A 25,525-nucleotide genomic window follows, 5' to 3' on the forward strand; every position below is an offset into this window, starting at 1 on the left:
GCTCATCCCAACCCACGTGACCTTTGGTAGGGGTCACCACTAGGAGAGGAGGCGCCATGCCCACCATTACTCTTCCCGACGGCAGTCAACGCTCATTCGATCATCCGGTTTCCGTAGCCGAGGTCGCGCTTTCCATTGGTGCAGGTCTGGCCAAGGCCACCGTTGCCGGTAAAGTCGACGGTCAGCTGGTCGACGCCAGCGATCTGATCGAGAAAGACGCCACCCTGCAGATCATTACCCCCAAGGATCAGGAAGGGCTGGAGATCATCCGCCACTCGTGCGCCCATCTGGTAGGTCATGCGGTCAAGCAGCTGTATCCAACTGCAAAGATGGTCATCGGGCCAGTCATCGATGACGGCTTTTATTACGATATCGCTTATGAGCGCCCGTTCACGCCTGACGACATGGCGGCGATCGAGCAGCGCATGCAGCAGCTGATCGAAAAAGATTACGACGTCATCAAGAAGGTCACTCCGCGCGCCGAAGTGATCGACGTGTTCACTGCGCGTCACGAAGATTACAAACTGCGTCTGGTTGAAGACATGCCAGAGCAGCAGACCATGGGTCTGTACTACCACGAAGAATACGTCGACATGTGTCGCGGCCCGCACGTGCCGAACACTCGCTTCCTCAAGTCCTTCAAGCTGACCAAGCTGTCCGGTGCTTACTGGCGCGGCGATGCCAAAAACGAGCAGCTGCAACGGGTCTATGGCACCGCCTGGGCCGACAAGAAGCAACTGGCTGCTTATATCCAGCGCATCGAAGAAGCTGAAAAGCGCGATCACCGTAAAATCGGCAAGCGTCTTGGGTTGTTCCACACCCAGGAAGAAGCGCCGGGCATGGTGTTCTGGCATCCACAGGGCTGGACTCTGTATCAGGTGCTTGAGCAGTACATGCGCAAAGTGCAGCGCGAGAATGGTTATCTGGAGATCAAGACGCCGCAGGTGGTTGATCGCTCCCTGTGGGAGAAGTCAGGTCACTGGGCGAACTACGCCGATAACATGTTCACCACCGAATCCGAGAGCCGCGACTACGCAATCAAGCCGATGAACTGCCCATGCCACGTGCAGGTGTTCAATCAGGGCCTGAAAAGCTACCGTGAGCTGCCGATGCGTCTGGCCGAGTTTGGTGCTTGCCACCGTAACGAGCCGTCCGGTGCGTTGCACGGTATCATGCGCGTTCGTGGCTTCACTCAGGATGACGCGCACATCTTCTGTACTGAAGATCAGATGCAGGCGGAATCCGCGGCGTTCATCAAGCTGACCCTGGATGTCTATGCCGACTTCGGCTTCAAGGACATCGAGCTGAAGCTGTCGACTCGTCCTGAAAAGCGTGTGGGTTCCGATGAGCTGTGGGATCGCGCTGAAAGCGCGCTGGCATCGGCGCTCGATAGCGCGGGTCTGCCTTATGATCTGCAGCCGGGCGAGGGCGCGTTCTACGGTCCGAAGATCGAGTTCTCGTTGAAAGACTGCCTCGGTCGTGTCTGGCAGTGTGGTACCCTGCAGCTCGACTTTAACTTGCCGATCCGTTTGAGCGCCGAATATGTCTCCGAAGACAACAGCCGTAAACATCCGGTCATGTTGCACCGGGCGATTCTCGGTTCTTTCGAGCGTTTCATCGGGATTTTGATCGAGCACTACGAAGGTGCATTCCCGGCCTGGCTGGCGCCCACTCAGGCAGTGATCATGAATATCACTGATAAACAGGCAGATTTTGCCCTTGAAGTGGAAAAAACTCTCGCTGAAAGCGGTTTTCGTGCCAAGTCCGACTTGAGAAATGAAAAGATCGGCTTTAAAATCCGTGAGCATACTTTGCTCAAGGTCCCTTATCTCCTCGTGATTGGAGATCGGGAAGTTGAAATGCAAACTGTCGCTGTGCGTACACGCGAAGGTGCAGACCTCGGCTCGATGCCGGTCGCCCAGTTCGCTGAATTCCTCGCACAAGCGGTTTCCCGGCGTGGTCGCCAAGATTCGGAGTAATTACTATTAAGCGTGAAATGAGACAAGATAAACGAGCTGCACCGAAAGCCCCGATCAACGAGAATATCTCGGCACGCGAGGTTCGGTTAATTGGAGCTGAAGGCGAGCAGCTTGGGATTGTGTCAATTGAAGACGCGCTGCTTAAGGCTGAAGAGGCCAAGCTGGATCTGGTGGAAATTTCCGCCGATGCAGTACCCCCTGTCTGTAAGCTGATGGACTACGGCAAATCGATCTTCGAAAAGAAGAAGCAGGTTGCCGCTGCCAAGAAAAATCAGAAACAGATCCAGGTTAAAGAAATCAAGTTTCGTCCAGGGACGGAGGAAGGGGATTACCAGGTAAAACTACGCAACCTGGTACGTTTCCTGAGTGACGGGGACAGGGCCAAGGTATCGTTAAGATTCCGCGGTCGTGAGATGGCCCACCAGGAGCTGGGCATGGAACTGTTGAAGCGGGTTGAAGGTGACCTTCTCGAATACGGTTCCGTTGAGCAGCATCCTAAGATGGAAGGACGCCAGCTGATTATGGTCATCGCCCCGAAAAAGAAGAAATAACCACCAGGGCACGGCAGGCCTTGCGGTTATGTTTATCAACTGAATGCGGAGTATCCGAACATGCCAAAGATGAAGACTAAAAGTGGTGCAGCTAAGCGGTTTTTGAAAACTGCTAACGGCATCAAGCACAAACACGCTTTCAAGAGCCACATTCTGACCAAAATGTCGACCAAGCGTAAGCGTCAACTGCGCGGTAGCAGCTTGCTGCATCCGTCTGACGTGGCAAAAGTCGAGCGCATGCTGCGCCTTCGTTAATTTTGATCAAGAATATAGGAAGTAACTCATGGCTCGTGTAAAGCGTGGCGTCATTGCCCGTAAGCGTCACAAAAAAATTCTGAAACTTGCTAAAGGCTACTACGGCGCGCGTTCACGCGTATTCCGTGTTGCCAAGCAAGCGGTAATCAAGGCAGGCCAATACGCCTACCGTGACCGTCGTCAGAAAAAACGTCAGTTCCGCGCTCTGTGGATCGCTCGTATCAACGCTGGTGCTCGTATCAACGGTCTGTCCTACAGCCGTTTCATCGCCGGCCTGAAAAAAGCGTCCATCGAGATCGACCGTAAGGTTCTGGCTGATCTGGCAGTGAACGAAAAAGCGGCGTTTGCTGCGATTGTCGAGAAAGCTAAAGCCACCTTGGCCTAAGTCCCCGACAATCACCGGGCCTCAGTTTCTGAGGCTCGGTGTTAAACGTCATAAATAGGGGAAGAGCCTAAAAGCTCTTCCCCTATTTCGTATCTGGAGTCTGTACATGGAAAACCTGGACGCGCTGGTCTCGCAAGCTCTTGAGGCTGTGCAGAGCGCTGAAGATATCAATGCCCTGGAGCAAATCCGGGTTCAATACCTTGGCAAGAAAGGTGAGTTGACTCAGGTGATGAAGACCCTGGGGAATTTGCCTGCAGAAGAGCGTCCGCAAGTCGGCGCCCTGATCAACGTAGCCAAGGAGCGTGTCACAGAGGTTCTCAATGCCCGCAAGGCGCAGTTCGAGGAAGCGGATCTTGCCGCTAAACTCGCCGCCGAGTCCATTGACGTGACCCTGCCTGGCCGCGGCCAGACCTCAGGCGGTCTGCACCCCGTTACCCGTACTCTGGAACGCATCGAACAATTCTTCACCCACATTGGCTACGGCATCGCCGAAGGCCCTGAGGTGGAAGACGATTACCACAACTTCGAAGCGCTCAACATCCCAGGCCATCACCCGGCCCGGTCGATGCATGACACCTTCTATTTCAATGCGAACATGCTGTTGCGCACCCATACCTCACCGGTACAGGTCCGCACCATGGAATCGCAGCGTCCGCCGATCCGCATTGTCTGCCCAGGCCGTGTGTACCGCAGCGACTCCGATATTACCCACTCGCCGATGTTCCATCAGGTCGAAGGCCTGCTGGTTGATCGCGACATCAACTTCGCCGACCTCAAAGGCACAATCGAAGAGTTCCTGCGGGTGTTCTTCGAAAAAGAACTGGCCGTGCGTTTCCGCCCGTCTTACTTCCCGTTCACCGAGCCGTCCGCCGAAGTCGACATGGAGTGCGTGATGTGCAGCGGTAAAGGCTGCCGTGTCTGCAAACAGACTGGCTGGCTTGAAGTCATGGGCTGCGGCATGGTTCACCCGAACGTGCTGCGCATGTCCGGCATCGACCCTGAAGAGTTCTCGGGCTTTGCCTTCGGCATGGGCGTGGAGCGTCTGGCCATGCTGCGTTACGGCGTCAACGACTTGCGTCTGTTCTTCGACAACGACTTGCGGTTCCTCGCGCAATTTCGCTGAGGCGCTTCGCGGCAGCCCGCCAATGGCCGCTGTCGTAGAGCACCGGAGTCGCCCGTAACGCATTTTTTTGGAGAGCAGGATGAAATTCAGTGAACAATGGTTGCGCGGCTGGGTAAGCCCGCAAGTATCCCGCGACGAGCTAGTTGCCCGCTTGTCGATGGCCGGTCTTGAAGTTGATAGCGTCACCCCGGCCGCTGGTGTATTCAGCGGCGTGATCGTCGGCGAAGTACTGAGCACCGAGCAACACCCCGATGCCGACAAACTGCGCGTATGCCAGGTCAGCAACGGTTCGGAAACCTTTCAGGTCGTCTGCGGCGCTCCAAACGTGCGCCCGGGTCTGAAAATTCCATTCGCCATGATCGGTGCCGAGTTGCCGGGCGATTTCAAAATCAAGAAAGCCAAGCTGCGTGGCGTTGAATCCAACGGCATGCTCTGCTCCCAGTCCGAGCTGCAAGTGGGCGAGGGCAATGACGGTTTGATGGAGCTGCCAGCCGATGCGCCGGTGGGTGAAGACTTCCGTGTTTACCTTGAGCTGGATGATGCCAGCATCGAAGTGGACCTGACGCCAAACCGTGGCGACTGCCTGTCGTTGGCCGGTCTTGCTCGTGAAGTCGGCGCGCTCTATGCCATCCCTGTGGCTGTGCCGGCCGTTGCCGCTGTTCCCGTGACGCACGATGAAGTGCGTCCGGTTGACGTGTTGGCGACCAGCGCTTGCCCGCGTTATCTCGGCCGTGTGATTCGCAATGTCGACCTGTCGCGTCCAACCCCGTTGTGGATGGTTGAGCGTCTGCGTCGGTCCGACATTCGCAGCATTGATGCCGTGGTCGACATCACCAATTACGTGATGATCGAACTGGGTCAACCATTGCACGCGTTCGATCTGGCTGAAATCAACGGTGGCATTCGTGTCCGTATGGCAGAAGAGGGCGAGAAGCTCGTTCTGCTGGACGGCCAGGAAGTCAGCCTGCGAGCCGACACTCTGGTTATCGCTGACCACCAGCGCGCTCTGGCCATCGCCGGCGTGATGGGCGGGGAACACAGCGGTGTATCCAGCACGACTCGTGACGTATTCCTCGAAAGCGCGTTCTTCGACCAGATCGCCGTCGCGGGCAAGGCCCGTTCGTATGGCCTGCACACTGACGCTTCGCACCGCTACGAGCGCGGTGTTGACTGGCAGTTGGCACGCAAGGCCATGGAGCGAGCTACTGGCCTGCTGCTGGAAATCACTGGTGGCGAAGCTGGCCCCGTGATTGAAGCTGTCAGCGAGAAAGATCTGCCGTCAATCGCGCCGGTCACTTTGCGCGCCGAGCGTATCGAGCAGATGCTGGGCCTGAAAATGGACCCGGTCGAAATCGAAGGCTTGTTGACTGGCCTGGGCTTGACCGTTTCAGCTGCAGCGGCAGGGCAGTGGCGCGTAGAAGTGCCGAGTCATCGCTTCGATATCAGCCTTGAAGTCGACCTGATCGAAGAACTGGCTCGCCTATACGGCTACAACCGTCTGCCGGTTCGTTACCCGCAGGCGCGTCTGGCACCGCAAGCCAAGGCTGAAGCCCGTAGCGATCTGCCCGAGCTGCGTCGCCTGTTGGTCGCTCGCGGCTATCAGGAAGCGATCACCTACAGCTTCATCGATCCCAAGCAATTTGAGCTATTCAGCCCTGGCGCTGAGCCGTTGCTGCTGGCAAATCCGATCTCCAACGACATGGCCGCCATGCGCGCCTCGTTGTGGCCTGGCCTGGTCAAGTCTTTGCAGCACAACCTCAATCGTCAGCAGGATCGTGTACGTCTGTTCGAAAGCGGCCTGCGCTTCGTCGGTCAGCTGGACGGTCTGAAACAAGAGCCGATGCTGGCCGGCGTGGTCTGTGGCAGCCGTTTGCCGGAAGGCTGGGCACAGGGCCGTGATGTGATCGACTTCTTCGACGTCAAGGCTGATGTTGAAGCCGTTCTAGGCTTCGCCGGTGCGCTAGACGCTTTCAAATTCGTGTCTGGTAAACATCCAGCACTGCACCCGGGCCAGACAGCGCGCATCGAACGTGATGGTCGCGAAGTTGGCTATGTGGGTGCCATTCACCCTGAGTTGTCGAAAACCCTGGGACTGGATCGTCCGGTATTCGTTTTCGAGCTGATTCTGGCTGAAGTTGCACTGGGTAAAATGCCGAAATTCCAGGAGTTGTCGCGCTTTCCTGAAGTAAGACGTGACCTGGCGCTACTGGCTGATGAAGGCGTTGCAGCCACTGCAGTTCTTGACGTTATTCGAGAAAATGCAGGCGAATGGCTCACAGACCTAAGGCTATTTGATGTTTATCAGGGTAAAGGCATTGATCCGCATAGAAAAAGCCTTGCAGTTGGCTTGACCTGGCAGCATCCATCGCGCACTCTTAACGACGATGAGGTCAATGCGGCAACGCATAAAATCCTCACCTCACTCGAGGAAAGGTTAAACGCCACGTTAAGGAAGTAGCGTATGGGGGCTCTGACGAAAGCTGAGATGGCCGAACGTCTGTACGAAGAGCTGGGCCTGAATAAACGAGAAGCCAAGGAATTGGTCGAGCTGTTCTTCGAGGAAATCAGGCACGCTCTGGAAGATAATGAACAGGTCAAATTGTCCGGTTTCGGCAATTTTGACCTGCGAGATAAACGCCAGCGGCCTGGTAGAAACCCGAAGACCGGGGAAGAAATTCCTATCACGGCTCGCCGTGTTGTCACGTTCCGTCCAGGGCAGAAGTTGAAGGCCCGAGTTGAGGCTTATGCTGGAACCAAGTCATAACGACGAGTTACCGCCGATACCAGGCAAACGCTACTTCACCATCGGTGAGGTCAGCGAGCTCTGCGCGGTGAAACCGCACGTTTTGCGCTATTGGGAACAGGAATTTCCTCAGCTCAACCCCGTCAAACGACGCGGCAACCGCCGGTATTATCAGCGCGAAGACGTGCTGATGATCCGGCAGATCCGCGGCTTGCTCTATGAGCAAGGCTTCACCATTGGTGGTGCGCGGCTGCGTATGACCGCTGGCGAACCCAAGGATGAGACTCAGGATTACAAGAAACTGCTCCGGCAGATGATCGTCGAGCTGGAAGACGTTCTGGTGGTATTGGGCAAGTAGAAATCGCCCGGATACTTCCATAATTCAAAAGCTTAGGTTATATTCCTCGAAGTTTTCGCAGCATGGGAAACTGATACACGCCTAGTCGGGGCGTAGCGCAGCCCGGTAGCGCACTTGCATGGGGTGCAAGGGGTCGAGTGTTCGAATCACTCCGTCCCGACCATTTAATTCAATGAAAAAGCCCAGCTTTCACGAGTTGGGCTTTTTCATGTCTGCGAGATTTTCGAGCCTTCTCGATGCTCATCCTTCCTGCTCTTCAATTGTCAGCACCGAACCTCTTGAATCGGTTGCTGAGACCACGTCGGTGCCTCGTTGAAGTAATGTCCCAAACACTGGCATGATCTCGGCACTCAAAAAGTGAGAACCACAATTGTCTGAGAATCTTCCAGAGTTCGCGCTTCAAAGGGTGAGATTGAGGCCTGTCCGGCCGGCAGATTTGCCAGCGGTCTATGCTGGCTTGTCCGATCCTCAAGTCATCGCTCACTATGGAGTTTCGTACTCCAGCCTTGAGGCGACCGAGGTGCAAATGCGCTGGTTTGAGGAAATAGTTGCCGAACAAACGGGGGCTTGGTGGGCTATCGCGGAGTTTAAAAACGACTCAATAATAGGTGCCTGCGGTTTCAATGACTGGAGCCATGAGCATCGCCGCACAGAGCTTGGGTATTGGCTCATGCCTGCCTACTGGCGCCAAGGGCTATTGACCGAGGCTCTGCCTTCTGTGTTTCGCTATGCGTTCAATGCTTTGGGTGTTCATCGAATCCACGCTGATGTCGAGCCCGCCAACGCAGCGAGCTGCGCCTTGCTTCGCAAGCTCGGGTTTCATCTGGACGGAACTCTGCGGGACGTCGAGCTTAAAGACGGTGAGTTCTTGAGCCTGCATCAGTACAGCCTGCTGCGCACTGACTCAGCTGCCCAGGATTACTGTGATTAGCAGCATTAAAGCTTCATCTCCGCCGCCAGCCCCTAAGAGTAAATGAGGACAAGACTGACGGGTGGATTCGGGTGGTGATATAAAGTGCGGGTCGCTATGGCTGGCAGCGCGCTGGCGAATTTTTCTATTAGTAGGGAGTTAGTAATGTCGCCGATCAGGATGTCTGTCTTGTCGCTTTGTCTGGGCATACTGGGCTATACCGGCAGCACTTTGGCGAGCTCGGAGGATGAAAAGCAGCAGGGCCTTGTAGTCTTGGTTGCGATGGAGCAGGTCTGCAATAACGCGAACCCTGGTATGAAGAGCGATGTCGAGAACGCGATGGCATCGGATCCCACCATTGACGAGGCGACAAAGACGGAAGTGAGAAAAATCAAATCCGACCCTGCCTATAAATCTAAAGTGAGCAACACCGCTGAAAACTTGATTCACTCCCCGATGGGAGCTTATGTCGCCAAAGACCTGTGCAAGAACTACGGCGCGAAATGATCAATTTCATTCTGCGCTAGTGAATGGTTGACACAGGGCCCGGTTTCTCGGTGTGTACTTATCCGCATCGGTGCTGCATGTCAGAGGGCGAACCTCCGCCCGCCGTATTGGCTGCCCTGTGACAAGCTTTCGGGTAATCGGTATTTACGTTCCGGCGAGATTGCAGGCCGCTGCGCGCGCACTGAGAGTATCGGGTTGGCGTGGCGCTGGTTGTTTAGTTAGTAACGTCGAGGCTGTTAGCATGGGCGCTCATTAGAGTGTGGGAGTTGCTATGCGCCAAGTTGTTAAAAGGGCACTGAGCGTGATTGCATCAGAGAGCTGCGAGCGTGAATACACTGATGCGTTTGGGCAGTTGTCATTGAGTTTGGCGAGCAAAATTTGGCTGAGCGGCTGTTTGCCGATATTCCCGACTCTTTCTCATTCTAATGGTGAACGAAGTGATAGGGTATAAGGCAGGTGCTAAATCAGTTGCGGTTCACATCTTTTTGCTGCGAATGAAGAATTCAAGTGTCAGTAAAATGTCCAGGTCAGAAAGGGGTATCGCATGATAAATGCCATTGAAATCATTGAAGCCACGAAGGCTGCTTTTGCAGAAAGAGATGTTTATTTCTCGCTTGCTCAACTGCCACCAAACCTCGAGATTCCTGGTGAATGGCAGAATTTTGGGATTGCCTTTTCTGAAACGCCTTCATTTCCTCTTGCTTGGCGGGCATTCAGTGCTGACTTACCTTGGCTTACATCGCTACTGGATAGGTGCTTGCTTGGCACCGCTATTTTAGCGGGGTCGCCAACTGAATTATTATATATATTTCATGACGCCAATGGTCTTTATTACTACATAGGGGGTGAGCCTCTAGCCAACTCTGATACTCCCTCTGCTTTTGGCACTAGACTGTCGGAGTTTTATAAAGGAGTTCACAATGGATTTACCTTCTGCCCAGCGCGCTCTATGGGGCCACAAAAAATTTCCGATTGTACCTACATCTCTGAACTGATTGACGAAGAGAGCACAGACTTTGCGGCAAAATGGTTAACGATACTATCAAATGGGGGCGGAGATTACCTTGCTATAGATCTGAATAATCTGACTGATAGTAACGGGATTATTTGGTGGCATGAACAACCCATGGAACCAGAAACAGGAATGGACGTCTTCGGCGTTATGGATGCATGGATTTCAATTTTTCTCGAAGACACCTTGCTTCGCAATGATGTCCTCAAATATTAAGATCAGCTCCTGGCCTATTTTAGTTGCTCTATTTACTCAGACCTTCTTCAGAGGGGCCTGGTTTTCCTGAGTGCTGCGGGAGATAGAACTAACGTCAATATTCATTGAGCGCGCAGTTAATCAGTACCTGGAATGACGGGGGTAGGGCAGATACGAAAAGCCCACCGGTGAGTCGGTCAGTCCCTTGCAGCAATAGCTTGGGCCAGTTGAAGGTCTGACATCTGGGGTTGGCTAGCAGTCGAGCGGTAGCGCTGGACGGCCTGCTCAAAGCGCGCGCCACGGATATCGCCATCTGATCCAATGAAAGCGAGGGCATCTTCTCGAGCTGGTGTGAACAAGTCAGCAATTTTTTTGGACGATATTTCACTCCCCAAAACCGTCGCGTACGAACTCATGTAGACGTATTCAGCCGCTTCTACCTTAGCGACGATCAAGGTTGCCAGAGCCATCACCACAGCTTTCCATGAGGTCATTCTTCAGTACATCCATGCCTGTTTGGGGGCGGCACAATAGCATAGGCGGGTACTCGTCAGATACGAAAAGCAGGGCACTTGGCCCGGATCTTTTTACTTACAGGTTCCACCCTTTTTCCGCTCAGAATTTTGTAAAAGTCGTGACTGGACTGCTCAGTCTTGTTCAACCGCATCAGGGCATCCCCCAAACGGATCGCATCACTGCTGAGTCCTCAGCCAGCGGTGTGTTTTTCGGCGGGATTTCCCAGGGAAAAGGCAGCATGAAAATGCTTATACTAAAAACACGCTGCAATCGGACATGGAGCTTTAAAAGTGGGGCTTATTTTATCCGCGATCCTTACGCTAGGCGGGTTCATGCTCGGCGCCACCGTCATATATGAGTTGCCCGTCAGTCACGAAACCGGTACATGGCTTTTTGTAGGCTGGATGATCTTACAAACTGTCATCCTTCGTTACATCGAACTAAAGGTCACAGGTCGCTGATCAGCTACCTTTCCGGGGATGCAGATTGCATACTTGCTCCTTGGTAAAGAAGGGCATGACAGAACACAAGTGCGTCAAAAAGACTCAACGGCATGTCTGCCGTCGGGTCTGGCTAGCAAGTAAGATAAAGATGTTGTTTCATGCGGTCGAATTTTCAGGATTGTCAGACAATGAGACTGGACGAGCAGTATTTCGAGGATTTCCGGTGCATCGCCTGCAACGGCAACCCTTTTGATCCCAAAGATGGCACTACCAGCGGCCTGTTCGGGATTGAGGATCTGGTGGGCGAGCAATGTGCAGGGTGCGGCCATTCAATGAGTCTTGATGACCTGGAGGCCATGACTCATGCGGCAGAACTTCACATGATCAGGTCGCTGTTCTCTCCGGGCTGAAGGCCGCTGAAGTCGGCTAACTTCGATGGGCCGAGCGGGCTTTAGCCTTCCTTGCCAGCGCGAAGGGCTTGCCAACTGATGACCGAACTCACCCCAAGCCTTGTGAAAATTTTGGGGGGCAGCTTGCTGGGGCCGGGCGTGTTGCTGAAGTCATCCAGGAATCTGGACTTCATGCCGGTCGCCAACTCAGCCGCCATGACGCCAGCCAGCGTGCTTTTAACCGTTCCGAGGCCGTTTTCGCAACATGCTGAATACAGGTTTTCTTCTATTTCCCCGAATGCCGGCGCGCTGTTGCGGCTCAAGCACAGACGGCCCGCCCAACTGAATTCCAGCGGTGTTGACTTCAATTCCGGGAAGCGAGCGTCCAGAGAGAGTCGTTGCTCCCGGGCGACATCTGCGACGCGCTGAGGTGTCACTTGAATGCTCGGGTCATAGGTGAATTTGGTGCGGATTACGATCCGTGAAAGTCCATCTACCGTAATTTTACGAACGGTGGCGCCCATCGGGTCAGCCGGTAGAAGGGCCCAGCGCTCGCGTCCCGTCACCGCTTTTGCGAAATCATTGTGGTTGTAACCCGCGGTCATCGAGGCATACGTGAACACATGCAGCAAGCGTCCCTGGAAGTGTCCGAAGTCTTCGATGTGACCGTTCACGGCAAGAATAACCTTGGGCGCCGTCACTACGCCGCGATGTGAGCGCGCTGTCCAGTCATTACCCGAGCGGGACAGTTCGACGATAGGAGAGCGTTCGTAAAGGCTTATACGTTCATCAAGTCCGGCAGCCAGATCGCGGATGTATTGCGCAGGCTGGATCATCACGGCGCCGGGTGTGTAGATACCGCCGTGATAATAAGTGGACCCGGTAATGTCGCGCATCTGCGCGGCATCGAAGAGCTCGTAGTGCTCGCCAATGCCTTTGAGCGATGCTGCGTAATTGGCGTTCAGGCGTTCTCCACGTTCTGTAGCAGCAGCGTTGATCTTGCCCGAGGGATCAAAGGTTTCGCTGGCCATGCCGTAGTCGCGGGCAGCCTGCGCGGCGAAGTCGATGGCGAAGCGGTTCTGCGCGATTTCTCGTGCCGTCGCTGATTCGCCAGCCACTGAGTACTCCCCGGAGGAAAGGCTGTGGGGCACATCGATCATGAACCCGGAGTTTCTTCCCGCTGGCCCCGTGGCGATCTCGTGAGCATCGACGACCACGATTCGATCCTTGGGTCGTAGCTGTGTTAGCCGACGTGCCGCGGAGAGACCGGCGAAACCGGCCCCGATGATCAGCCAGTCTGCCGTCACGCTCCCATCAAGCACTTGCACAGGAGTAGCCCGCCTGGAAATAGCCTCCCAACCCGAAACACCGGTATCTACCGGCAAGCGTTTGATGGAATGTGTGCTCATTTGACGGTCTCATCAACCGACCGATCAGACACATCGATCCAGATGGTTTTGATTTCGGTGTATTGATCGTGTGCGAAAACCGATTTGTCGCGACCACCGAAGCCTGACTCTTTGTAACCGCCAAACGGGGTAGAGGCATCACCCTCACCGAAGCAGTTGACGGTGACAATACCTGCACGGATTTCACGGGAAAGCTTGATCGCCTTGCGCAAGCTGCCGGTGTAAACCGAGGCCGCCAGGCCGTATACCGTGTTGTTAGCCAGGGCGATCGCTTCAGAGATCGTATTGAAGGTAGTGACTGACAACACCGGCCCGAAAATTTCCTCCTGGAACAGTCGGCTGTCCCGTTCCACGCCGTCTACCACAGTCAACTGAACGAACGCGCCATCCTGAGTATCACCACCGTAGACGATGTCCAGATTGGCAGCGCTGGCGTAGTCCAGGTAAGACTTCACCTTGTCGAAGTGGTCGCTGCTGACCAATGCCCCCACCCGGTTCTGAGGGTCCAGCGGGTTACCCATTTTCCACTCGCGTATGTAGGCACCCATGCGTTCGAGCAACTGGTCTTTGACCGATGCGTGAACCAGCAGCCGTGACGTTGCCGAGCAGTTTTCGCCCATGTTCCAGAACGCGCCGTTGACCACCTGTTCGGCCACCAGGTCCAGGTCTTCGGCATCGTCCATAACCACCGCAGGGTTCTTGCCGCCGCACTCAAGCACCACGCGTTTGAGGTTTGAATCGGCCGAGTAATGCAGGAAGCGCCGACCGGTCGCGGTGGAGCCGGTGAAGCTCACCATGTCGACATCTTTGTGCAGGCCGATAGGCTCACCGACGTCTTTGCCGGTGCCGGTCACGATATTGAGCACGCCTGCAGGCACACCCGCTTCGAATGCCAGTTCGGCCACGCGCAAAGTGGTCAGGCTGGTCTGCTCAGCGGGTTTGACGATCACTGAACAGCCAGCGGCCAGCGCCGGGCCGATCTTCCAGGCGAGCATCAACAGCGGGAAGTTCCACGGCAGCACGCAGCCCACCACACCGATAGGCTCGCGCACCACCATGGTCAGCGCGTCGTTGCCCACCGGGGCCGTGTTGTCATACAGCTTGTCGATCAATTCGGCGTGCCAGCGCAAGGTATGAATGGTGTCGGGCACATCCACCAGTTGGCATTCGCGTACCGGCTTGCCGCTGTCCAGGCTTTCCAGTACGGCCAGTTCGTGGCGATTGTTTTCGAGCAGACGAGCGAACTTCAACAACACGGCTTTCCGGTCGCCGGGCGCAAGCAGCCTCCAGCGTCCATCATCGAATGCTTCTTTGGCTTTGCTGACCGCAATGTCCACATCCTCAGCCGTGCAGGCCGCCAGATCGGTGAGAAACTCGCCCGTTGCCGGGTTGGTCGTCGCCAGCGTGTTGCCAGAAACGGAAGGCTTGAATGCACCGTTGATGAACGCGTTGGAGGGAAATGAAATCGATTGGGCGATAGCGGCATATTCATCCGCGGTAAGAAGGTCACGCATGGCTGGCTCCTGATGTGATGTGTGCAACGGTACGCTTCACGTTGGCGATAACGGTTTGGAGGCTACGTTTGTCTTCGCCATTCAGAGGCCGCAAAGGCGCGCGAACATCTCCGACTTTCAGGCCGTTCAATTCACAACCAAATTTGATGCATTGCACGAACTTGCCGCCATCCAGCGCATTCATCAGCGGCATCATGGCCGACATGATCTGCCGACCCTTGTCGAAGTTCTTCTCGACCACGCAGGCTTCATACAGCGCCACATGTTCTCGGGGCAGAAAGTTTGAACCGGCACATACCCAACTTCTTGCGCCCCAGGCGAAAAATTCCAGTGCCTGATCATCCCAGCCGCAGGACAGTGCGATATGCGGGAATTCACGGGCGAGTAAATGCACCCGGCTCATGTCCCCCGAACTTTCCTTGATGGCCACCACGTTTTTTGATTTGCCCACGCGAGCCAGGTAGTCCTCGTTCATCTGTACGCACATGCGCCCCGGGTAGTTGTACAACATGATCGGCATGTTGGCGGCCCGATCGATGGTCAACGCGTGAATGGCGTTTTCCTGATCGGTCGGCAATGCGTAGGGGGGAGTGGTGACCAGAATCGCGTCGGCCTTGATTGCTTTGGCGTCCTTGGCAAACAGCACGGCATCTTCGGTACGAATGGCACCTGTACCAATAATCAACTGAACACGGGAACCAATAACTTCTTTGGCGCGGGCCGCAAGTTTCAGACGTTCCTCGGCGGTCTGCGCATAATATTCGCCTGTCGAGCCGCCAATAATAATGCCATGCACTCTGGCTTCGATAAGCGACTCCAGAACTTCCGGAAAAACAGCCCAGTCAATTTCGCCATCGGCTGTATGCGGTGTTACCGCAGGCGTATAAATACCTTCGAATCTCAAGAGGATTACTCCGAATAGTCATGGCTGGAAGAGCAATAAACGCGCGCGTTGTATTACTGCTGACGCGTTAAAGTTCCAGATTGTTGTAATGGCGCAGAGTTAAGAGGTGACTCAATAATGCCCTCTGAATATAAGGTCATCCTGAGTAGTTATTTATTATTGTCAGTCTTTCGGACAAGGCTGGCGGCGACTGTCTTAATCACCGCCATACTGTTATCCCACCGACTTCAGTTTTAGGGGAGCGGTGCCGCTGTCATCTTTAAGTCTGTCGAGCATGATGTCGCAGTACCAGTCGTCAAACTGACAGACGCCATTTTCGGCCTTCGAAGAAAAGGGTCCGGGTTCATAAGCCGGGGAGTTAACACCTACTTGTGCGCCTTCAACCAGCGTGCGGTCCTGATCATTGGTGGCGAGCCAGACTTTGGTCAGGCGTTCAAGATCGTAGTCGACGCCTTCCTGAGCCGTCTTCTTGACGATCCATTTGGTGGTCACCAGTGTTTCGTTAGGGCCAATAGGCAAGACGCGGAAACTCAGGGCGTGATCGCCCAGGAAATGATTCCAGGTAGACGGATAGTTGAAATACAGCAGCGCACCTATGTCTGCTTCGCCACTGTTGTCCAGCCTACCAGCGACTGCTGGTTTGCCATCCATGGTGTAGCTGACTGCACCGGATGACAGAGGGATGCGGGTAATGCGGAAGCGCCCGTCCTTATCCATGACCAGTTGGCTGGGCATGCCTGCGGCTTCACAGCGGTCCCAGTGAGCTTTTAGCTCCGGGTCATCACTGCCGCCGACGCCTGCCACCGACAGGTTTTCCACGAACGAATTCATCAGTTCGGGGTGGGTGCCGTCGCAGTGATAGCATTCGCGATTGTTTTCGAAGACCAGCTTCCAGTTGCCTTTTTCAATCAAGTTCGATTCGAAAGCGACCTTGCAGTCTTCCAGCAGATGAGGTGCGAGAAAGGGCGTCACTGCTTCCCTGAATGTGGAGAAATCAGGGGCGACGTCAGCCACACAGACATAGATGTAGGTGTTGACGATTTCACAATGCACTGGCTTGAGGTTGTACTGAGACTTGTCGAAATCGTCACCCATATTGCCTGCGAACAGCAGCCGACCGTCCAGCTCAAAAGTCCACTTGTGGTAAGGGCACACCAGCTTGGCGACTTTGCCTTTCGCCTCGGGACAAACCTTTGAACCCCGGTGCCGACAGGCGTTGTGGAACGCGCGAATCTCTCCATCCGCACCACGTACCACTGCAACCGGATACTGGCCAACCTGCAGTGAAAGATACTGCCCGGATTTTTCCAGTTCAAAGGTGTGGCCTGCGAAAATCCAGTCCTTGTGCCACAGCTGTTCAAGGTCTTGTTGATAGACATCCGGATCGCTGTAAAGCGCCCCTGGAAGTGCGTGTCGGGGTTTGCGTTGTGCAATAAGCTGAGAAACGGCTGATCTGATATTCACGTCCCACGCACTCCATTCGCTTCAGGCGCTGCTGTCCGGTCAGAAAGCAGCTGCCGATCATTATGGGTTCGAACCTCTGTATTGACCGTCACTTGAAGTTTTCAATGATGACGCGATGATCCTGACAAGCATCTGTAAACGGCCAACCGTTAGTTCTCCCGGCTTTTGTGAAGGTTACGTGTACAAATCGACGTTCAACAAGAAACTTTTAGGTCAGGCAATGCATAAACAAATGTTATCAATTGCGAGAGGAGGACGGGAAAACAGGGCAGGGGAAGTGTGCGAAGCGCAGAGTGTCGCAGGTATGTTTCAACTCCCTGACCGTGAGAAATCAGGGGTGATTGGCTTTGTCGCGGAGAGTGAAGGGATATTTAAAAGGCTTGTTACGTGAAATAGGCGAGCAGCCAGTCGCGCAATTTGCAGCACGCCCGGTCATTGGCCCGGTCTTCCCTGAACGCGAGGTAGTGTTGAGAATCCTTGTGGACCACTTCTTTCTGGATGGGGCGAACCAGTGCGCCGCTTTCAATCGATTCGGCTACCAGATGGCTCCAGCCGAGCGCGACGCCCTGGTTGGCCAGCGCCATATTGATCACCACGTTGTAGTCATTGGCACTGAAGACGTGAGGCCGGTCGTGCGGGCGTTTTTCTATATCGGTATCGTGAAAGGCAAGCCACACGCCCCAATCAACATGCTCCGCCACTTGCGAACGTCCGTAGGGGCTCAAGTTGAGTAGCGCACTGTCGCGCAAGCCTTCAAGCGTCGCGAGTTCCGGATGCTCATCGCGATACTGTGGCGTGCACACCGGAAATATCACGTCGTGAAACAGCGGGTAGTTGCGGTACCCGCTCTGCACGCTGGCGAATTTAGTGATGAAAATATCCGGCGTGACGCCAGGCTCCATCGAAAGAAAATTTTGTGTACTGATCAGATTCAGGTCGATGTCCTGGTTCTGACTGAAGAAACCCGGCAGTTTCGGTGAAAGCCACAGCGCAGCAAACGCCGCAGAGCAACACAGGGTCAGCTCTGACTTACCGGCCCTGTAAGCGCCGACCCGTTTGGCGGCCTGAGAGATGTTGACGAAGGACAACTGCGCTGCATCGAAAAACGCAGAACCGGCCTCGGTCAGCTCGACGGCTCTGCCGACCCTTCTGAACAGCTCAACGCCCAGATACGCTTCCAGCTCGCGAATCTGTCGACTGATGGCTGCCTGAGTAACGCACAGCGCCTCGGCCGCTCGGGTGAAGCTCTGGTATTTCGCGGCTGCTACGAAAGACTTCACTGCTTTGAGCGACGGCATCTTTAATAACGTGTTGTCGGGGTCGATGTGCTTAACCATAACCTAAGGTATCCATTTTTCTGGAAAACAGGTGTAGAGGGCTCGTGTCCGAGGCTGGCGGCCAGTGGCTCGCAGAAGCCTGCACCGCTGATAACCGCCGCTCCTTAGCCTTATGACAGGCGTAGACAGGCGCTGTCCACAAGGGACCTTCGAGAATGTCGTTTTTGGATAAGCGACGATCAATAACCTGACGTTATTGATTGACTGGACGAAATGTTGTTAGACGTTACAGGGCTAAGGTAATAACTTTGTCATCAAGGCTCTCGTCTCACTCAGAAGCCACTGACAACTAAATAATAATAAGAGGATTCAAAAATGTCTCATTTATCTCGTTCAAACGTTCTTCTGCTGCCATAACAAGTTCATTCTGATCGGTGATAGCCCGGGCTATTCGCCGAGCCTTTTAAAGCACTCGCGGAAGGAAGGGATTATGAGTCATGGTGACGAAATACTCTCGGTCAAGCATATTTATAAAGTCTTTGGTACCCAGCCAAAAGTAGCAATGGATATGCTAAAGGGCGGGGCGGATAAAAATGAAATCTTCAATAAGACCGGGCAAGTCGTTGGTGTATTCGACGCAACGTTTTCGGTAAAGCGTGGCGAGATTTTTGTCATCATGGGCTTGTCGGGTTCCGGCAAGTCGACCATGGTTCGTTTGTTCAATCGTTTGATCGAACCCACGTCAGGCACTATCCATCTCAACGGCAAGGAAATCACGGGGCTGTCCGATGCGGCGCTTCTGAATGTGCGTCGCAAGGAAATGAGCATGGTCTTCCAGTCGTTCGCGCTCATGCCGCACATGAACGTTATCGACAATGCTGCGTTCGGTCTTGAAGTGTCCGGTATCGACGAAAAAGAGCGCCACGACCGCGCCCGTAAAGCGCTGGAGCAGGTGGGGCTGACCGGGCATGAATACAGCTATCCGCACCAGTTGTCTGGCGGTATGCAGCAACGAGTCGGTCTGGCTCGCGCGCTGGCCAACGACCCGGCAATCCTGCTCATGGACGAGGCATTTTCAGCGCTGGATCCCCTCATCCGCCATGAGATGCAGGGCGAGCTTATACGCCTGCAGGCTGAGCAGCACCGGACCATCATTTTTATCTCCCATGACATCGAAGAGGCCATTCGTATCGGCCATCGCATCGCGATCATGGAAGGCGGACGCATTGTACAGATCGGCTCACCCCAAGAGCTGCTCTGCAACCCGGTGAACGATTACGTCAGGGCCTTTTTCAAGGGCTTTGATGCATCGAAGATTCTTCGGGCTGGCGACGTCGCGACCCTCAGTGCCGAACATCCGTACGAAGCAGACACTTCGCGGCCAACGCTGAATGTCGATATTCCGCTGCAAGACATCTTTCACATCGTCGCCAATGCCGTGCACCCCGTCGCCGTTCTGGATGGGCAGGGCGTGTTCAAAGGCACTATTTCCAAGAGCCTTCTGCTGCAGACAATGAGTCGTCACTGACAGTGTCAACCGGGCGAAACATCAGGCTCAGCTACTCAGGTATCCAGCATGTCCGATTTCAGCGTTCTTGATCCGTTCCAAAGCATCACTATCCCCTTGGGCCAGTGGGTCGAGGTAGTGCTCAACTATCTGGTGCATAACTTCCGTGAAGTGTTTCGATCCATACGATGGCCCGTGGATCAAATATTGAACGGTATTCAAAGTGGATTGCTATCGATCCCACCGACGATCTTCATCATCTTCGCCACGCTGCTCGGTTGGCAGGTGGGCGGTAAAAAAGTTGGAGCCCTCTGTTTCGTCACACTCACGCTTCTGGGGCTGATTGGCGTCTGGAATGACGCGATGACGACCCTGGCGTTAGTGCTCACGTCGTTGGTGTTTTGCGTAGTGATCGGTGTCCCGCTGGGCGTACTGTGTGCCCGCAGCGACCGCCTGGAAAGAATACTCAGGCCAGGGCTTGATGCGATGCAGACATTACCGGCGTTCGTTTATCTGGTGCCGGTAGTGATGCTGTTCGGGATCGGCAACGTACCAGGCGTTCTGGTCACCATTATCTTCTCGGTTGCGCCGTTGGTGCGCCTGACCAATCTGGGCATCCGCCAGGTCCCCGAAGACAAGGTCGAGGCGGCCCGGGCGTTCGGCTGTACACGGCGGCAGATGCTACTCAAGGTGCAGCTCCCGCTGGCTGCTCCCACGATCATGGCTGGCTTGAACCAGGCACTGATGCTGTCGCTGTCCATGGTTGTCATCGCCTCCATGATTTCTGTTGGCGGCCTTGGGTTGATGGTACTTCGCGGTATTGGCCGACTGGACATGGGGCTTGCCACCGTGGGCGGTGTGGGGCTGGTGTTATTGGCAATCTTCCTTGACCGGTTAACCCAGGCCATGGGTGAGCGCAGTAACAGCGCAGTCAAGGGTGAACGCTGGTACCAGACAGGGCCCGTTGGAATGCTGTTCAAACTTGGAAAAAAGACTGAAGCAAAACAGACCGGCGCACCTTTAAAAGACAACTAAGTGCCGGACGTTAATTGATCGCTGTACGCCTGCCCCTTATCCCCCTGCAAGGTAGATGACGATGAATGCTGAAAAACACAGTGTAAAAACAAAAATGATTCGTTGTATGGCCGCTCTGGCTATCGCCATAACACCGGCTTTTGCTACTGCTGCTGCTCAGGAACCTGGCAAGGGCGTATCCATCACACCGATTTTTCCAACCATTGCCGAAGAGCGATTCCGTGGTGAGATTGCCATGGCCGGGCTCAAGGATCTGGGCTACAGCGTGCAGCAGCCCAAGGAAACCGACTATCCGGCAATGATGCTCGCGCTGTCTTATGGTGATGCGGACTTTACCGTGCATGCCTGGGAGCAGTTGCACGCGTCGTTCTACGCCAAGGCGGGCGGGGATGACACCATGGTGAAAGTCGGCAACATCATGCCCGGTGTATTACAGGGGTACATGATCGACAAGAAAACCGCTGATCAATACAAAATCACTTCAGTCGAAGATCTCAAGAAACCGGAAATTGCCAAGCTGTTCGACAGCAATGGCGACGGGAAAGCCGACATGACAGGGTGCAACCCCGGCTGGGGCTGTGAGGTTGTCGTCGAATACCATATGCAGGCCTACGGCCTTGAAAAGACGGTCACCGACAACCGTGGCTCTTACTTCGCTCTGATGGCCGACACCATTGCCCGCTATAAAGAGGGTAAGCCAATCCTTTACTTCACCTGGGTTCCACAGTGGATCTCCACCGTACTGGTCGAGGGCAGGGATGTGGTCTGGCTAAGCGTTCCGAAGACCGACCTTCCAGGCGGGAAAAACGACGTCGACACCACTTACAAAGGCAAAAATCTGGGCTTTGCTGTGGACAACATTCGCGCGGTGCTGAACAAGGACTTTGCCGAGAAGAATCCGGTAGCGGTCAAGTTTCTGTCCGAGATGCAAATCACCACGGATGATGAAAGCGCTCAGAACCTGAAAATGCACAATGGCGAAAACTCTGCTGCGGATATCAAGCGCCATGCCGCTGAATGGATTGCCGCGCACCGGGCTGCCTACGATGGCTGGCTGGCAGATGCGCGAGCCGCCGCGAAGAAATAAGCCTTACCGATAAAGCCTCAGGCTGCCCATGTTCGGGCGGCCTTTTTTATACCCCGTTTAAATAAGGAGGGGTGTATGTCCCTTTATTCGTTCATTCAGCAATTCGACCTTGCCGACGTACCGCTTGAAACCCGCAAGCGGATTGAAACCTGTTTGCTCGATATTATCGGCGTCGCCGCCGCCGCGCGTGACAACCATACCAGCCATGTCCTGCAGGAGTTTGCGGTTGCCCATTACCCGGCGGCCACACTTTCCAGCCGCCTCTGGTTTGATGGCAGACCGGTCCACCCCTTGGGCGCAGCCTATGCGGGCGGCTTCAGTGTCGATAGCCTGGACGCTCATGAAGGACACTTCACGTCCAAAGGTCACGCGGGGGCTACCGTGGTTCCGGCAATCATCGCGCTGATCGATGCCTTTTGCGCCAGTGGCAAAAATATCAGCGGCGAAGAGATGCTCTGTGTATTGACCATTGGCTACGAGACGGCGCTAAGAGCCGGACGGGCCTTGATGGCGACCGCTGCGCAATATCATGCTTCGGGAGCTTTCGCCGGGATTGGAGTGGTGTGTGCTGGCGCCCGCCTGCTCAAGCTGGACGAGCAAACCTTTAGGCACGCCCTCGGTATTGCGGAATATTTTGGCCCGCGCTGCCCAATGATGCGCGTGGTGGATTACCCGTCGATGCTGCGTGATGCGCACGGCGCCGGCGCTCATGCGGGCATAAGTGCACTGCTCATGGCCCAGGCTGGAGTCACTGGTGCGCCCGCTGAAACCGTCGAATTGCTGGGAGGGCTCCCTTACTGGCAGGGCTTGGGCGAAAGCTGGGAAATCGACGAGCAATACTTCAAACCCTGGCCGGTCTGTCGCTGGGCCCAGCCAGCATTGACTGCCATGACGCAACTGATGAGCGAGCACCCAGAGATCGCTCCTGAAAATATCGAAACGATCCAGATTGAGACCTTTCATGAGTCAGTGCGTTTGCAGGGGCATTTTCCAGAAAATGCCGATGAAGCCCAGTATGCATTGGCATTTCCGGTTGCAGCCTTAGTCGCGCGTGGCCAGGTCACCGCGAGCGAAGTGACAGGAACAGCTATCGATGCCCCGGACATTCTGGCTGTCAGCAAGATCATCAACATCGCTGAAGCGGGTGATTTATCGGCGCGCTTTCCGGAAGAAATCCTGTCTCGGGTCACGGTTCAACTCAAAGACGGCAGGTGTATTTCCAGCCCGACGACATCGGCCAAAGGCGATCCGGCCAACCCAATGTCTGCCGCCGAGTTCATCGAAAAGTATCGGTTGTTTTCAGAGCAAAGCCTTGGGGTTTCTCGCAGTCGTTTGCTTGAGCAGGCAGTCGCCAGCCTGGCAGAAAAGCCTGATTGCGAAGGTCTGCTTAACCTTCTGTTGTCTCCCTGCACTGAAGCTGCGTACAAGTGAGTGCCTGGCCAAGGGGGGGGAACCGATGACCTACGTTTTTGAAAGCGTGCTCAGGGATCAGAACCTGCGTTATTCGTCCTCTGCAAAAAACCGGTCAAAGCCGCAGTCGGCAGTGCGCGTTGCCTTTATCCTGCTGGATAATTTTTCACTGATGTCTTTCAGCGGTGCCATGGACGCACTGGTGACTGCGAACCTGATGAGCGATTCACCGATTTTCGACATCCAGAAAGTCAGCCTCAAAGGCGATGCAGTCTTGAGTGATCTGGGGGTCGCCGTCCCCGTTGACCTGGAGCTTTCGGAACTGCGTAGTCGCCATGATTTGCTTGTTGTGGTCGGCGGCTTGCGTGTCGAGTTGAAAAGCAATCCGTGTCTGCGACGCAAGCTGATTGCCGCAGCAGCTTGCGGCACGAGCATGGGAGGGTTGTGGAATGGCGCTTACTTTCTAGCAGATGCCCGGGTAATGGACGGATATCTCTGTGCCTTCCACCCTGATGGCCGCGCAATGATGGCGGATACTTTTCCCAATCTGCGTATCTGTGACCGGAGTCATGTGGTTGATTCCGACCGGATGACGTGCGCCGGCGCGAGCAGTGCACTGCGAATGATGCTCGAGTACATGCGTGGCACCCAAGGCAGTTCCTTGACCCGGGCAGTGCAGGAAATTCTCGGGTGTGACGAGCATGAGTATGTCAGCGGTGTATCTACTGTGTCGGTGGACTCTGATCCGACACTGCCGCAATCCCTGAAGCTGGCGCTGGAGTTGATGCACAAGAACATAGAAGAGCCGCTAAGCCTCGATCATCTGGCTGCCTGTGCCGGAATCTCGAAGCGCCAGCTTGAGCGCCGGTTCTTTCGCTTTGTCGGTGCCGCCCCCGGTCGGTATTACCTGGAACTGCGATTGACCCGAGCCCGGCAGCTTGTCCTGCAGACCAATCGTTCCATCACCGATATCGCCATGGCCACCGGTTTTGTGAGCATGCCGCATTTCCACAAACGGTTTCGAGATTTCTTTGACGCCGCACCGGGCAGTTACCGGGCGACGTATGAGCTGCGCAAGCGAGCAGTTGTTTGATACGCGGGCAGGTGTTTTGGTCGTTGGGGGCGGATCGATTTCTGGGTCTATAAGTCTGTAGGATGCGTTAAAAGCTCATTCTTCCGAAGGCTATGGAAACCAACATGCACGCATCCAGCCCCGAGTCCCCCAGTCAAACCTCGCTCCGTAACCGACTTCAAAACGGCGTAATCGAACTGCCATTGCATTACATGCGCGGCGGTACGTCGACGGGTGTCGTCATCTGGGAGCCATTGTTACCCCGCGATGAAGGGCTGCGGGCGGAGTTGCTGCGGCATTTGATGGGCGTCCCACAATCTGGAAATCAGCCTGGTAATCGCCAGATCACCGGCCTCGGTCGGGGGCCTGCCACCAGTAATAAGGTGTTCCTGGCGAGGATCGAAGAAACACCGAAGGGGCCTCAGATAGTCAGCACCCTGGCGCAGCTAGCCAGTGATCACAGCGGCATCGACTGGAGTGTGAATTGCGGCAACATGTCGTCTGCGTTGCCGCTCTGGGCAATCGATAGCGGGCTGATAAAAGCGCATGCCTGCGGCGTCTTCGAGATTGAAATCAAGAACACCAACACTGGCGTGGTGACGCTGGCGCGGATGTATCGCGACGAACAGGGCCGTTTTATCAATGCTGAAATTCCGGGCGTCCACGGTGCCTTTCCCCGTGTCGATCTGTTTCTCCAGTCTCCCGTAGGCAACAAGACCGGTGCGTTTCTGCCGACGGGTAATGTGCTGGATACAATCAACGGACACGACGTTTCCTGTGTCGATGTCGCGGTGCCAATGGTGATTGCCGACGCGGCGAGTTTTGGCAAGACCGGTCATGAACCCGTCTCGGAGCTCGAAGCTGACCTGACGTTCATGGCACAGCTAAGGCAAGTCTGGATTGAGGCGGGGCTCAAAATGAAACTTCGTCGTCGCGACGGTGAGCTCATGAGCCTTGCAGATCTTGAGCGAAGCGAGACCATACCCAAGGTGTGCATCGTCGGCGCGCCGCGTCATGGCGGCAACATCGCCGTGCGTTACTTCACGCCTCAGACGGGCCATGCGTCGATGGCAGTTTCCGGAGGTTGCTGTCTTGCCGCTGCCTGCCTGCTTCCCGGAACAGTTGCCTATAAAGTCGCAGTGGGGATTGCTCAGCCTGGCGCTGAGTTTTCAGACATCGAAGTGAGTATCGAGAACCCGGCTGGCAAGCTGGATACGACGGTCAGTGCAAGAACCGAAGGCAGTCATATCGACGTCAAGGCCGCTGCATATCGCCGAAGTACGCAGGTCCTGATGCGCGGACATGTACCGTTGTATAGCGCGTCTGCCGGGTTGATTGAAGCATTGGGCGGGGACGCTCAAAGCCAGAGGCAATAAATCGCAGGCAAAAGAAAAGCCCGCGATGGGGATCAACGGGCTTAAAGTCATGAAGGAGCTGGGATAACAATACGAGGCAGGGCGTGAAAAAAGCGTGAACGTTT

Annotated in this window: 23 protein-coding genes, 1 tRNA gene and 1 pseudogene; 19 read left to right on the plus strand and 6 right to left on the minus strand. The window is 55.1% G+C overall.

Translation table 11 applies throughout. The features are described from left to right. The first annotated feature begins 56 nt into the window (after window positions 1–56). From thrS to K3169_RS12825, 12 genes are all read left to right on the plus strand, one after another. Complete coding sequence (gene thrS / locus K3169_RS12770) at window positions 57–1,979, plus strand: threonine--tRNA ligase (protein ID WP_027898686.1); 1,923 nt, start codon at window positions 57–59, stop codon at window positions 1,977–1,979. Continuing rightward, window positions 1,979–2,530, plus strand: a complete 552-nt coding sequence (infC, locus tag K3169_RS12775) for a translation initiation factor IF-3 (RefSeq protein WP_176469887.1) — start codon at window positions 1,979–1,981, stop codon at window positions 2,528–2,530. The genes thrS and infC overlap by 1 nt, the downstream gene beginning before the upstream one ends. Window positions 2,531–2,590: 60 nt before the next feature. Then, window positions 2,591–2,785: a 50S ribosomal protein L35 gene (gene rpmI / locus K3169_RS12780; RefSeq protein WP_002553160.1), complete on the plus strand. Its 195-nt coding sequence runs from the start codon at window positions 2,591–2,593 to the stop codon at window positions 2,783–2,785. Between the two features lie 28 nt (window positions 2,786–2,813). Further along, entirely contained in the window at window positions 2,814–3,170 is a 357-nt protein-coding gene (gene rplT / locus K3169_RS12785) for a 50S ribosomal protein L20 (protein WP_007905879.1), read from the plus strand. Window positions 3,171–3,276: 106 nt separating this feature from the next. Further along, window positions 3,277–4,293 carry a phenylalanine--tRNA ligase subunit alpha gene (gene pheS, locus K3169_RS12790; protein WP_027898688.1) on the plus strand — a complete coding sequence of 339 codons (1,017 nt, stop codon included), beginning with the start codon at window positions 3,277–3,279 and terminating at the stop codon, window positions 4,291–4,293. Between the two features lie 79 nt (window positions 4,294–4,372). Continuing rightward, window positions 4,373–6,751 (plus strand): phenylalanine--tRNA ligase subunit beta, encoded by a 2,379-nt coding sequence (gene pheT, locus K3169_RS12795; RefSeq protein ID WP_231674806.1) that lies wholly within the window; start codon window positions 4,373–4,375, stop codon window positions 6,749–6,751. 3 nt (window positions 6,752–6,754) lie between these two features. Further along, window positions 6,755–7,057, plus strand: coding sequence for an integration host factor subunit alpha (gene ihfA / locus K3169_RS12800; protein ID WP_002553164.1), 303 nt, complete (start codon window positions 6,755–6,757; stop codon window positions 7,055–7,057). Further along, the gene (locus K3169_RS12805; protein ID WP_027898690.1) at window positions 7,038–7,394 is read left to right on the plus strand and encodes a MerR family transcriptional regulator; all 357 of its coding nucleotides are present in this window, start codon (window positions 7,038–7,040) and stop codon (window positions 7,392–7,394) included. Before ihfA ends, K3169_RS12805 begins: the two co-directional genes overlap by 20 nt. Window positions 7,395–7,480: 86 nt before the next feature. After that, window positions 7,481–7,557: transfer RNA gene (locus K3169_RS12810), tRNA-Pro, on the plus strand. Window positions 7,558–7,800: 243 nt separating this feature from the next. Further along, the gene (locus tag K3169_RS12815) at window positions 7,801–8,325 is read left to right on the plus strand and encodes a GNAT family N-acetyltransferase (RefSeq protein ID WP_263272278.1); all 525 of its coding nucleotides are present in this window, start codon (window positions 7,801–7,803) and stop codon (window positions 8,323–8,325) included. Between the two features lie 144 nt (window positions 8,326–8,469). Beyond that, window positions 8,470–8,811 (plus strand): hypothetical protein, encoded by a 342-nt coding sequence (locus K3169_RS12820; RefSeq protein WP_263271822.1) that lies wholly within the window; start codon window positions 8,470–8,472, stop codon window positions 8,809–8,811. Between the two features lie 544 nt (window positions 8,812–9,355). Continuing rightward, window positions 9,356–10,039, plus strand: coding sequence for an SMI1/KNR4 family protein (locus K3169_RS12825; protein ID WP_263271824.1), 684 nt, complete (start codon window positions 9,356–9,358; stop codon window positions 10,037–10,039). 176 nt (window positions 10,040–10,215) lie between these two features. Here the strand turns inward: K3169_RS12825 and K3169_RS12830 are convergent, their stop codons facing one another. Then, window positions 10,216–10,512 carry a DUF2388 domain-containing protein gene (locus tag K3169_RS12830; RefSeq protein WP_263271826.1) on the minus strand — a complete coding sequence of 99 codons (297 nt, stop codon included), beginning with the start codon at window positions 10,510–10,512 and terminating at the stop codon, window positions 10,216–10,218. Window positions 10,513–11,165: 653 nt separating this feature from the next. Here K3169_RS12830 and K3169_RS12835 point away from each other — a divergent pair. Continuing rightward, window positions 11,166–11,387, plus strand: a complete 222-nt coding sequence (locus K3169_RS12835; RefSeq protein WP_027898694.1) for a hypothetical protein — start codon at window positions 11,166–11,168, stop codon at window positions 11,385–11,387. 41 nt (window positions 11,388–11,428) lie between these two features. Here the strand turns inward: K3169_RS12835 and K3169_RS12840 are convergent, their stop codons facing one another. The 5 genes from K3169_RS12840 to K3169_RS12860 form a co-directional block, all read right to left on the minus strand. Continuing rightward, window positions 11,429–12,775, minus strand: coding sequence for an NAD(P)/FAD-dependent oxidoreductase (locus K3169_RS12840; RefSeq protein WP_263271827.1), 1,347 nt, complete (start codon window positions 12,773–12,775; stop codon window positions 11,429–11,431). Beyond that, window positions 12,772–14,289: an aldehyde dehydrogenase gene (locus K3169_RS12845; RefSeq protein WP_263271828.1), complete on the minus strand. Its 1,518-nt coding sequence runs from the start codon at window positions 14,287–14,289 to the stop codon at window positions 12,772–12,774. Before K3169_RS12845 ends, K3169_RS12840 begins: the two co-directional genes overlap by 4 nt. Continuing rightward, window positions 14,282–15,193: a dihydrodipicolinate synthase family protein gene (locus K3169_RS12850; RefSeq protein WP_231667130.1), complete on the minus strand. Its 912-nt coding sequence runs from the start codon at window positions 15,191–15,193 to the stop codon at window positions 14,282–14,284. The genes K3169_RS12845 and K3169_RS12850 overlap by 8 nt, the downstream gene beginning before the upstream one ends. Window positions 15,194–15,406: 213 nt before the next feature. Further along, complete coding sequence (locus K3169_RS12855) at window positions 15,407–16,657, minus strand: aromatic ring-hydroxylating oxygenase subunit alpha (RefSeq protein ID WP_231674801.1); 1,251 nt, start codon at window positions 16,655–16,657, stop codon at window positions 15,407–15,409. 383 nt (window positions 16,658–17,040) lie between these two features. After that, on the minus strand, window positions 17,041–17,994 hold the full coding sequence (locus K3169_RS12860) for a LysR family transcriptional regulator (RefSeq protein WP_099268708.1): 954 nt from the start codon (window positions 17,992–17,994) through the stop codon (window positions 17,041–17,043). Between the two features lie 430 nt (window positions 17,995–18,424). Here K3169_RS12860 and K3169_RS12865 point away from each other — a divergent pair, with 430 nt between their 5' ends. From K3169_RS12865 to K3169_RS12890, 6 genes and pseudogenes are all read left to right on the plus strand, one after another. Next, on the plus strand, window positions 18,425–19,462 hold the full coding sequence (locus K3169_RS12865) for a glycine betaine/L-proline ABC transporter ATP-binding protein (protein WP_263271831.1): 1,038 nt from the start codon (window positions 18,425–18,427) through the stop codon (window positions 19,460–19,462). Window positions 19,463–19,507: 45 nt separating this feature from the next. Beyond that, window positions 19,508–20,476: pseudogene (gene proW / locus K3169_RS12870) on the plus strand (glycine betaine/L-proline ABC transporter permease ProW); the annotation flags it as partial. 106 nt (window positions 20,477–20,582) lie between these two features. Next, a complete protein-coding gene (gene proX / locus K3169_RS12875) occupies window positions 20,583–21,563 on the plus strand; it encodes a glycine betaine/L-proline ABC transporter substrate-binding protein ProX (protein WP_231667128.1) in 981 nt (326 codons plus the stop codon). Between the two features lie 75 nt (window positions 21,564–21,638). Then, a complete protein-coding gene (locus K3169_RS12880) occupies window positions 21,639–22,994 on the plus strand; it encodes an MmgE/PrpD family protein (protein ID WP_263271832.1) in 1,356 nt (451 codons plus the stop codon). 25 nt (window positions 22,995–23,019) lie between these two features. After that, complete coding sequence (locus K3169_RS12885) at window positions 23,020–24,066, plus strand: GlxA family transcriptional regulator (RefSeq protein ID WP_231674798.1); 1,047 nt, start codon at window positions 23,020–23,022, stop codon at window positions 24,064–24,066. A gap of 104 nt (window positions 24,067–24,170) precedes the next feature. Further along, window positions 24,171–25,421 (plus strand): PrpF domain-containing protein, encoded by a 1,251-nt coding sequence (locus tag K3169_RS12890; RefSeq protein ID WP_263271833.1) that lies wholly within the window; start codon window positions 24,171–24,173, stop codon window positions 25,419–25,421. The last annotated feature ends 104 nt before the right edge of the window (window positions 25,422–25,525 follow it).

Source organism: Pseudomonas phytophila (assembly GCF_025643095.1).
Lineage (GTDB): Bacteria > Pseudomonadota > Gammaproteobacteria > Pseudomonadales > Pseudomonadaceae > Aquipseudomonas > Aquipseudomonas quasicaspiana.

What these genes read in the sequence shown, in the direction of transcription:
- thrS (WP_027898686.1), top strand. Translation starts at nt 57, where the DNA reads ATGCCCACCATTACTCTTCCCGACGGCAGTCAACGCTCATTCGATCAT.
- rpmI (WP_002553160.1), top strand. Translation starts at nt 2,591, where the DNA reads ATGCCAAAGATGAAGACTAAAAGTGGTGCAGCTAAGCGGTTTTTGAAA.
- rplT (WP_007905879.1), top strand. Translation starts at nt 2,814, where the DNA reads ATGGCTCGTGTAAAGCGTGGCGTCATTGCCCGTAAGCGTCACAAAAAA.
- pheS (WP_027898688.1), top strand. Translation starts at nt 3,277, where the DNA reads ATGGAAAACCTGGACGCGCTGGTCTCGCAAGCTCTTGAGGCTGTGCAG.
- pheT (WP_231674806.1), top strand. Translation starts at nt 4,373, where the DNA reads ATGAAATTCAGTGAACAATGGTTGCGCGGCTGGGTAAGCCCGCAAGTA.
- ihfA (WP_002553164.1), top strand. Translation starts at nt 6,755, where the DNA reads ATGGGGGCTCTGACGAAAGCTGAGATGGCCGAACGTCTGTACGAAGAG.
- K3169_RS12805 (WP_027898690.1), top strand. Translation starts at nt 7,038, where the DNA reads ATGCTGGAACCAAGTCATAACGACGAGTTACCGCCGATACCAGGCAAA.
- K3169_RS12820 (WP_263271822.1), top strand. Translation starts at nt 8,470, where the DNA reads ATGTCGCCGATCAGGATGTCTGTCTTGTCGCTTTGTCTGGGCATACTG.
- K3169_RS12825 (WP_263271824.1), top strand. Translation starts at nt 9,356, where the DNA reads ATGATAAATGCCATTGAAATCATTGAAGCCACGAAGGCTGCTTTTGCA.
- K3169_RS12830 (WP_263271826.1), bottom strand. Translation starts at nt 10,512, where the DNA reads ATGACCTCATGGAAAGCTGTGGTGATGGCTCTGGCAACCTTGATCGTC.
- K3169_RS12835 (WP_027898694.1), top strand. Translation starts at nt 11,166, where the DNA reads ATGAGACTGGACGAGCAGTATTTCGAGGATTTCCGGTGCATCGCCTGC.
- K3169_RS12840 (WP_263271827.1), bottom strand. Translation starts at nt 12,775, where the DNA reads ATGAGCACACATTCCATCAAACGCTTGCCGGTAGATACCGGTGTTTCG.
- K3169_RS12845 (WP_263271828.1), bottom strand. Translation starts at nt 14,289, where the DNA reads ATGCGTGACCTTCTTACCGCGGATGAATATGCCGCTATCGCCCAATCG.
- K3169_RS12860 (WP_099268708.1), bottom strand. Translation starts at nt 17,994, where the DNA reads ATGGTTAAGCACATCGACCCCGACAACACGTTATTAAAGATGCCGTCG.
- K3169_RS12865 (WP_263271831.1), top strand. Translation starts at nt 18,425, where the DNA reads ATGAGTCATGGTGACGAAATACTCTCGGTCAAGCATATTTATAAAGTC.
- proX (WP_231667128.1), top strand. Translation starts at nt 20,583, where the DNA reads ATGGCCGCTCTGGCTATCGCCATAACACCGGCTTTTGCTACTGCTGCT.
- K3169_RS12880 (WP_263271832.1), top strand. Translation starts at nt 21,639, where the DNA reads ATGTCCCTTTATTCGTTCATTCAGCAATTCGACCTTGCCGACGTACCG.
- K3169_RS12885 (WP_231674798.1), top strand. Translation starts at nt 23,020, where the DNA reads ATGACCTACGTTTTTGAAAGCGTGCTCAGGGATCAGAACCTGCGTTAT.
- K3169_RS12890 (WP_263271833.1), top strand. Translation starts at nt 24,171, where the DNA reads ATGCACGCATCCAGCCCCGAGTCCCCCAGTCAAACCTCGCTCCGTAAC.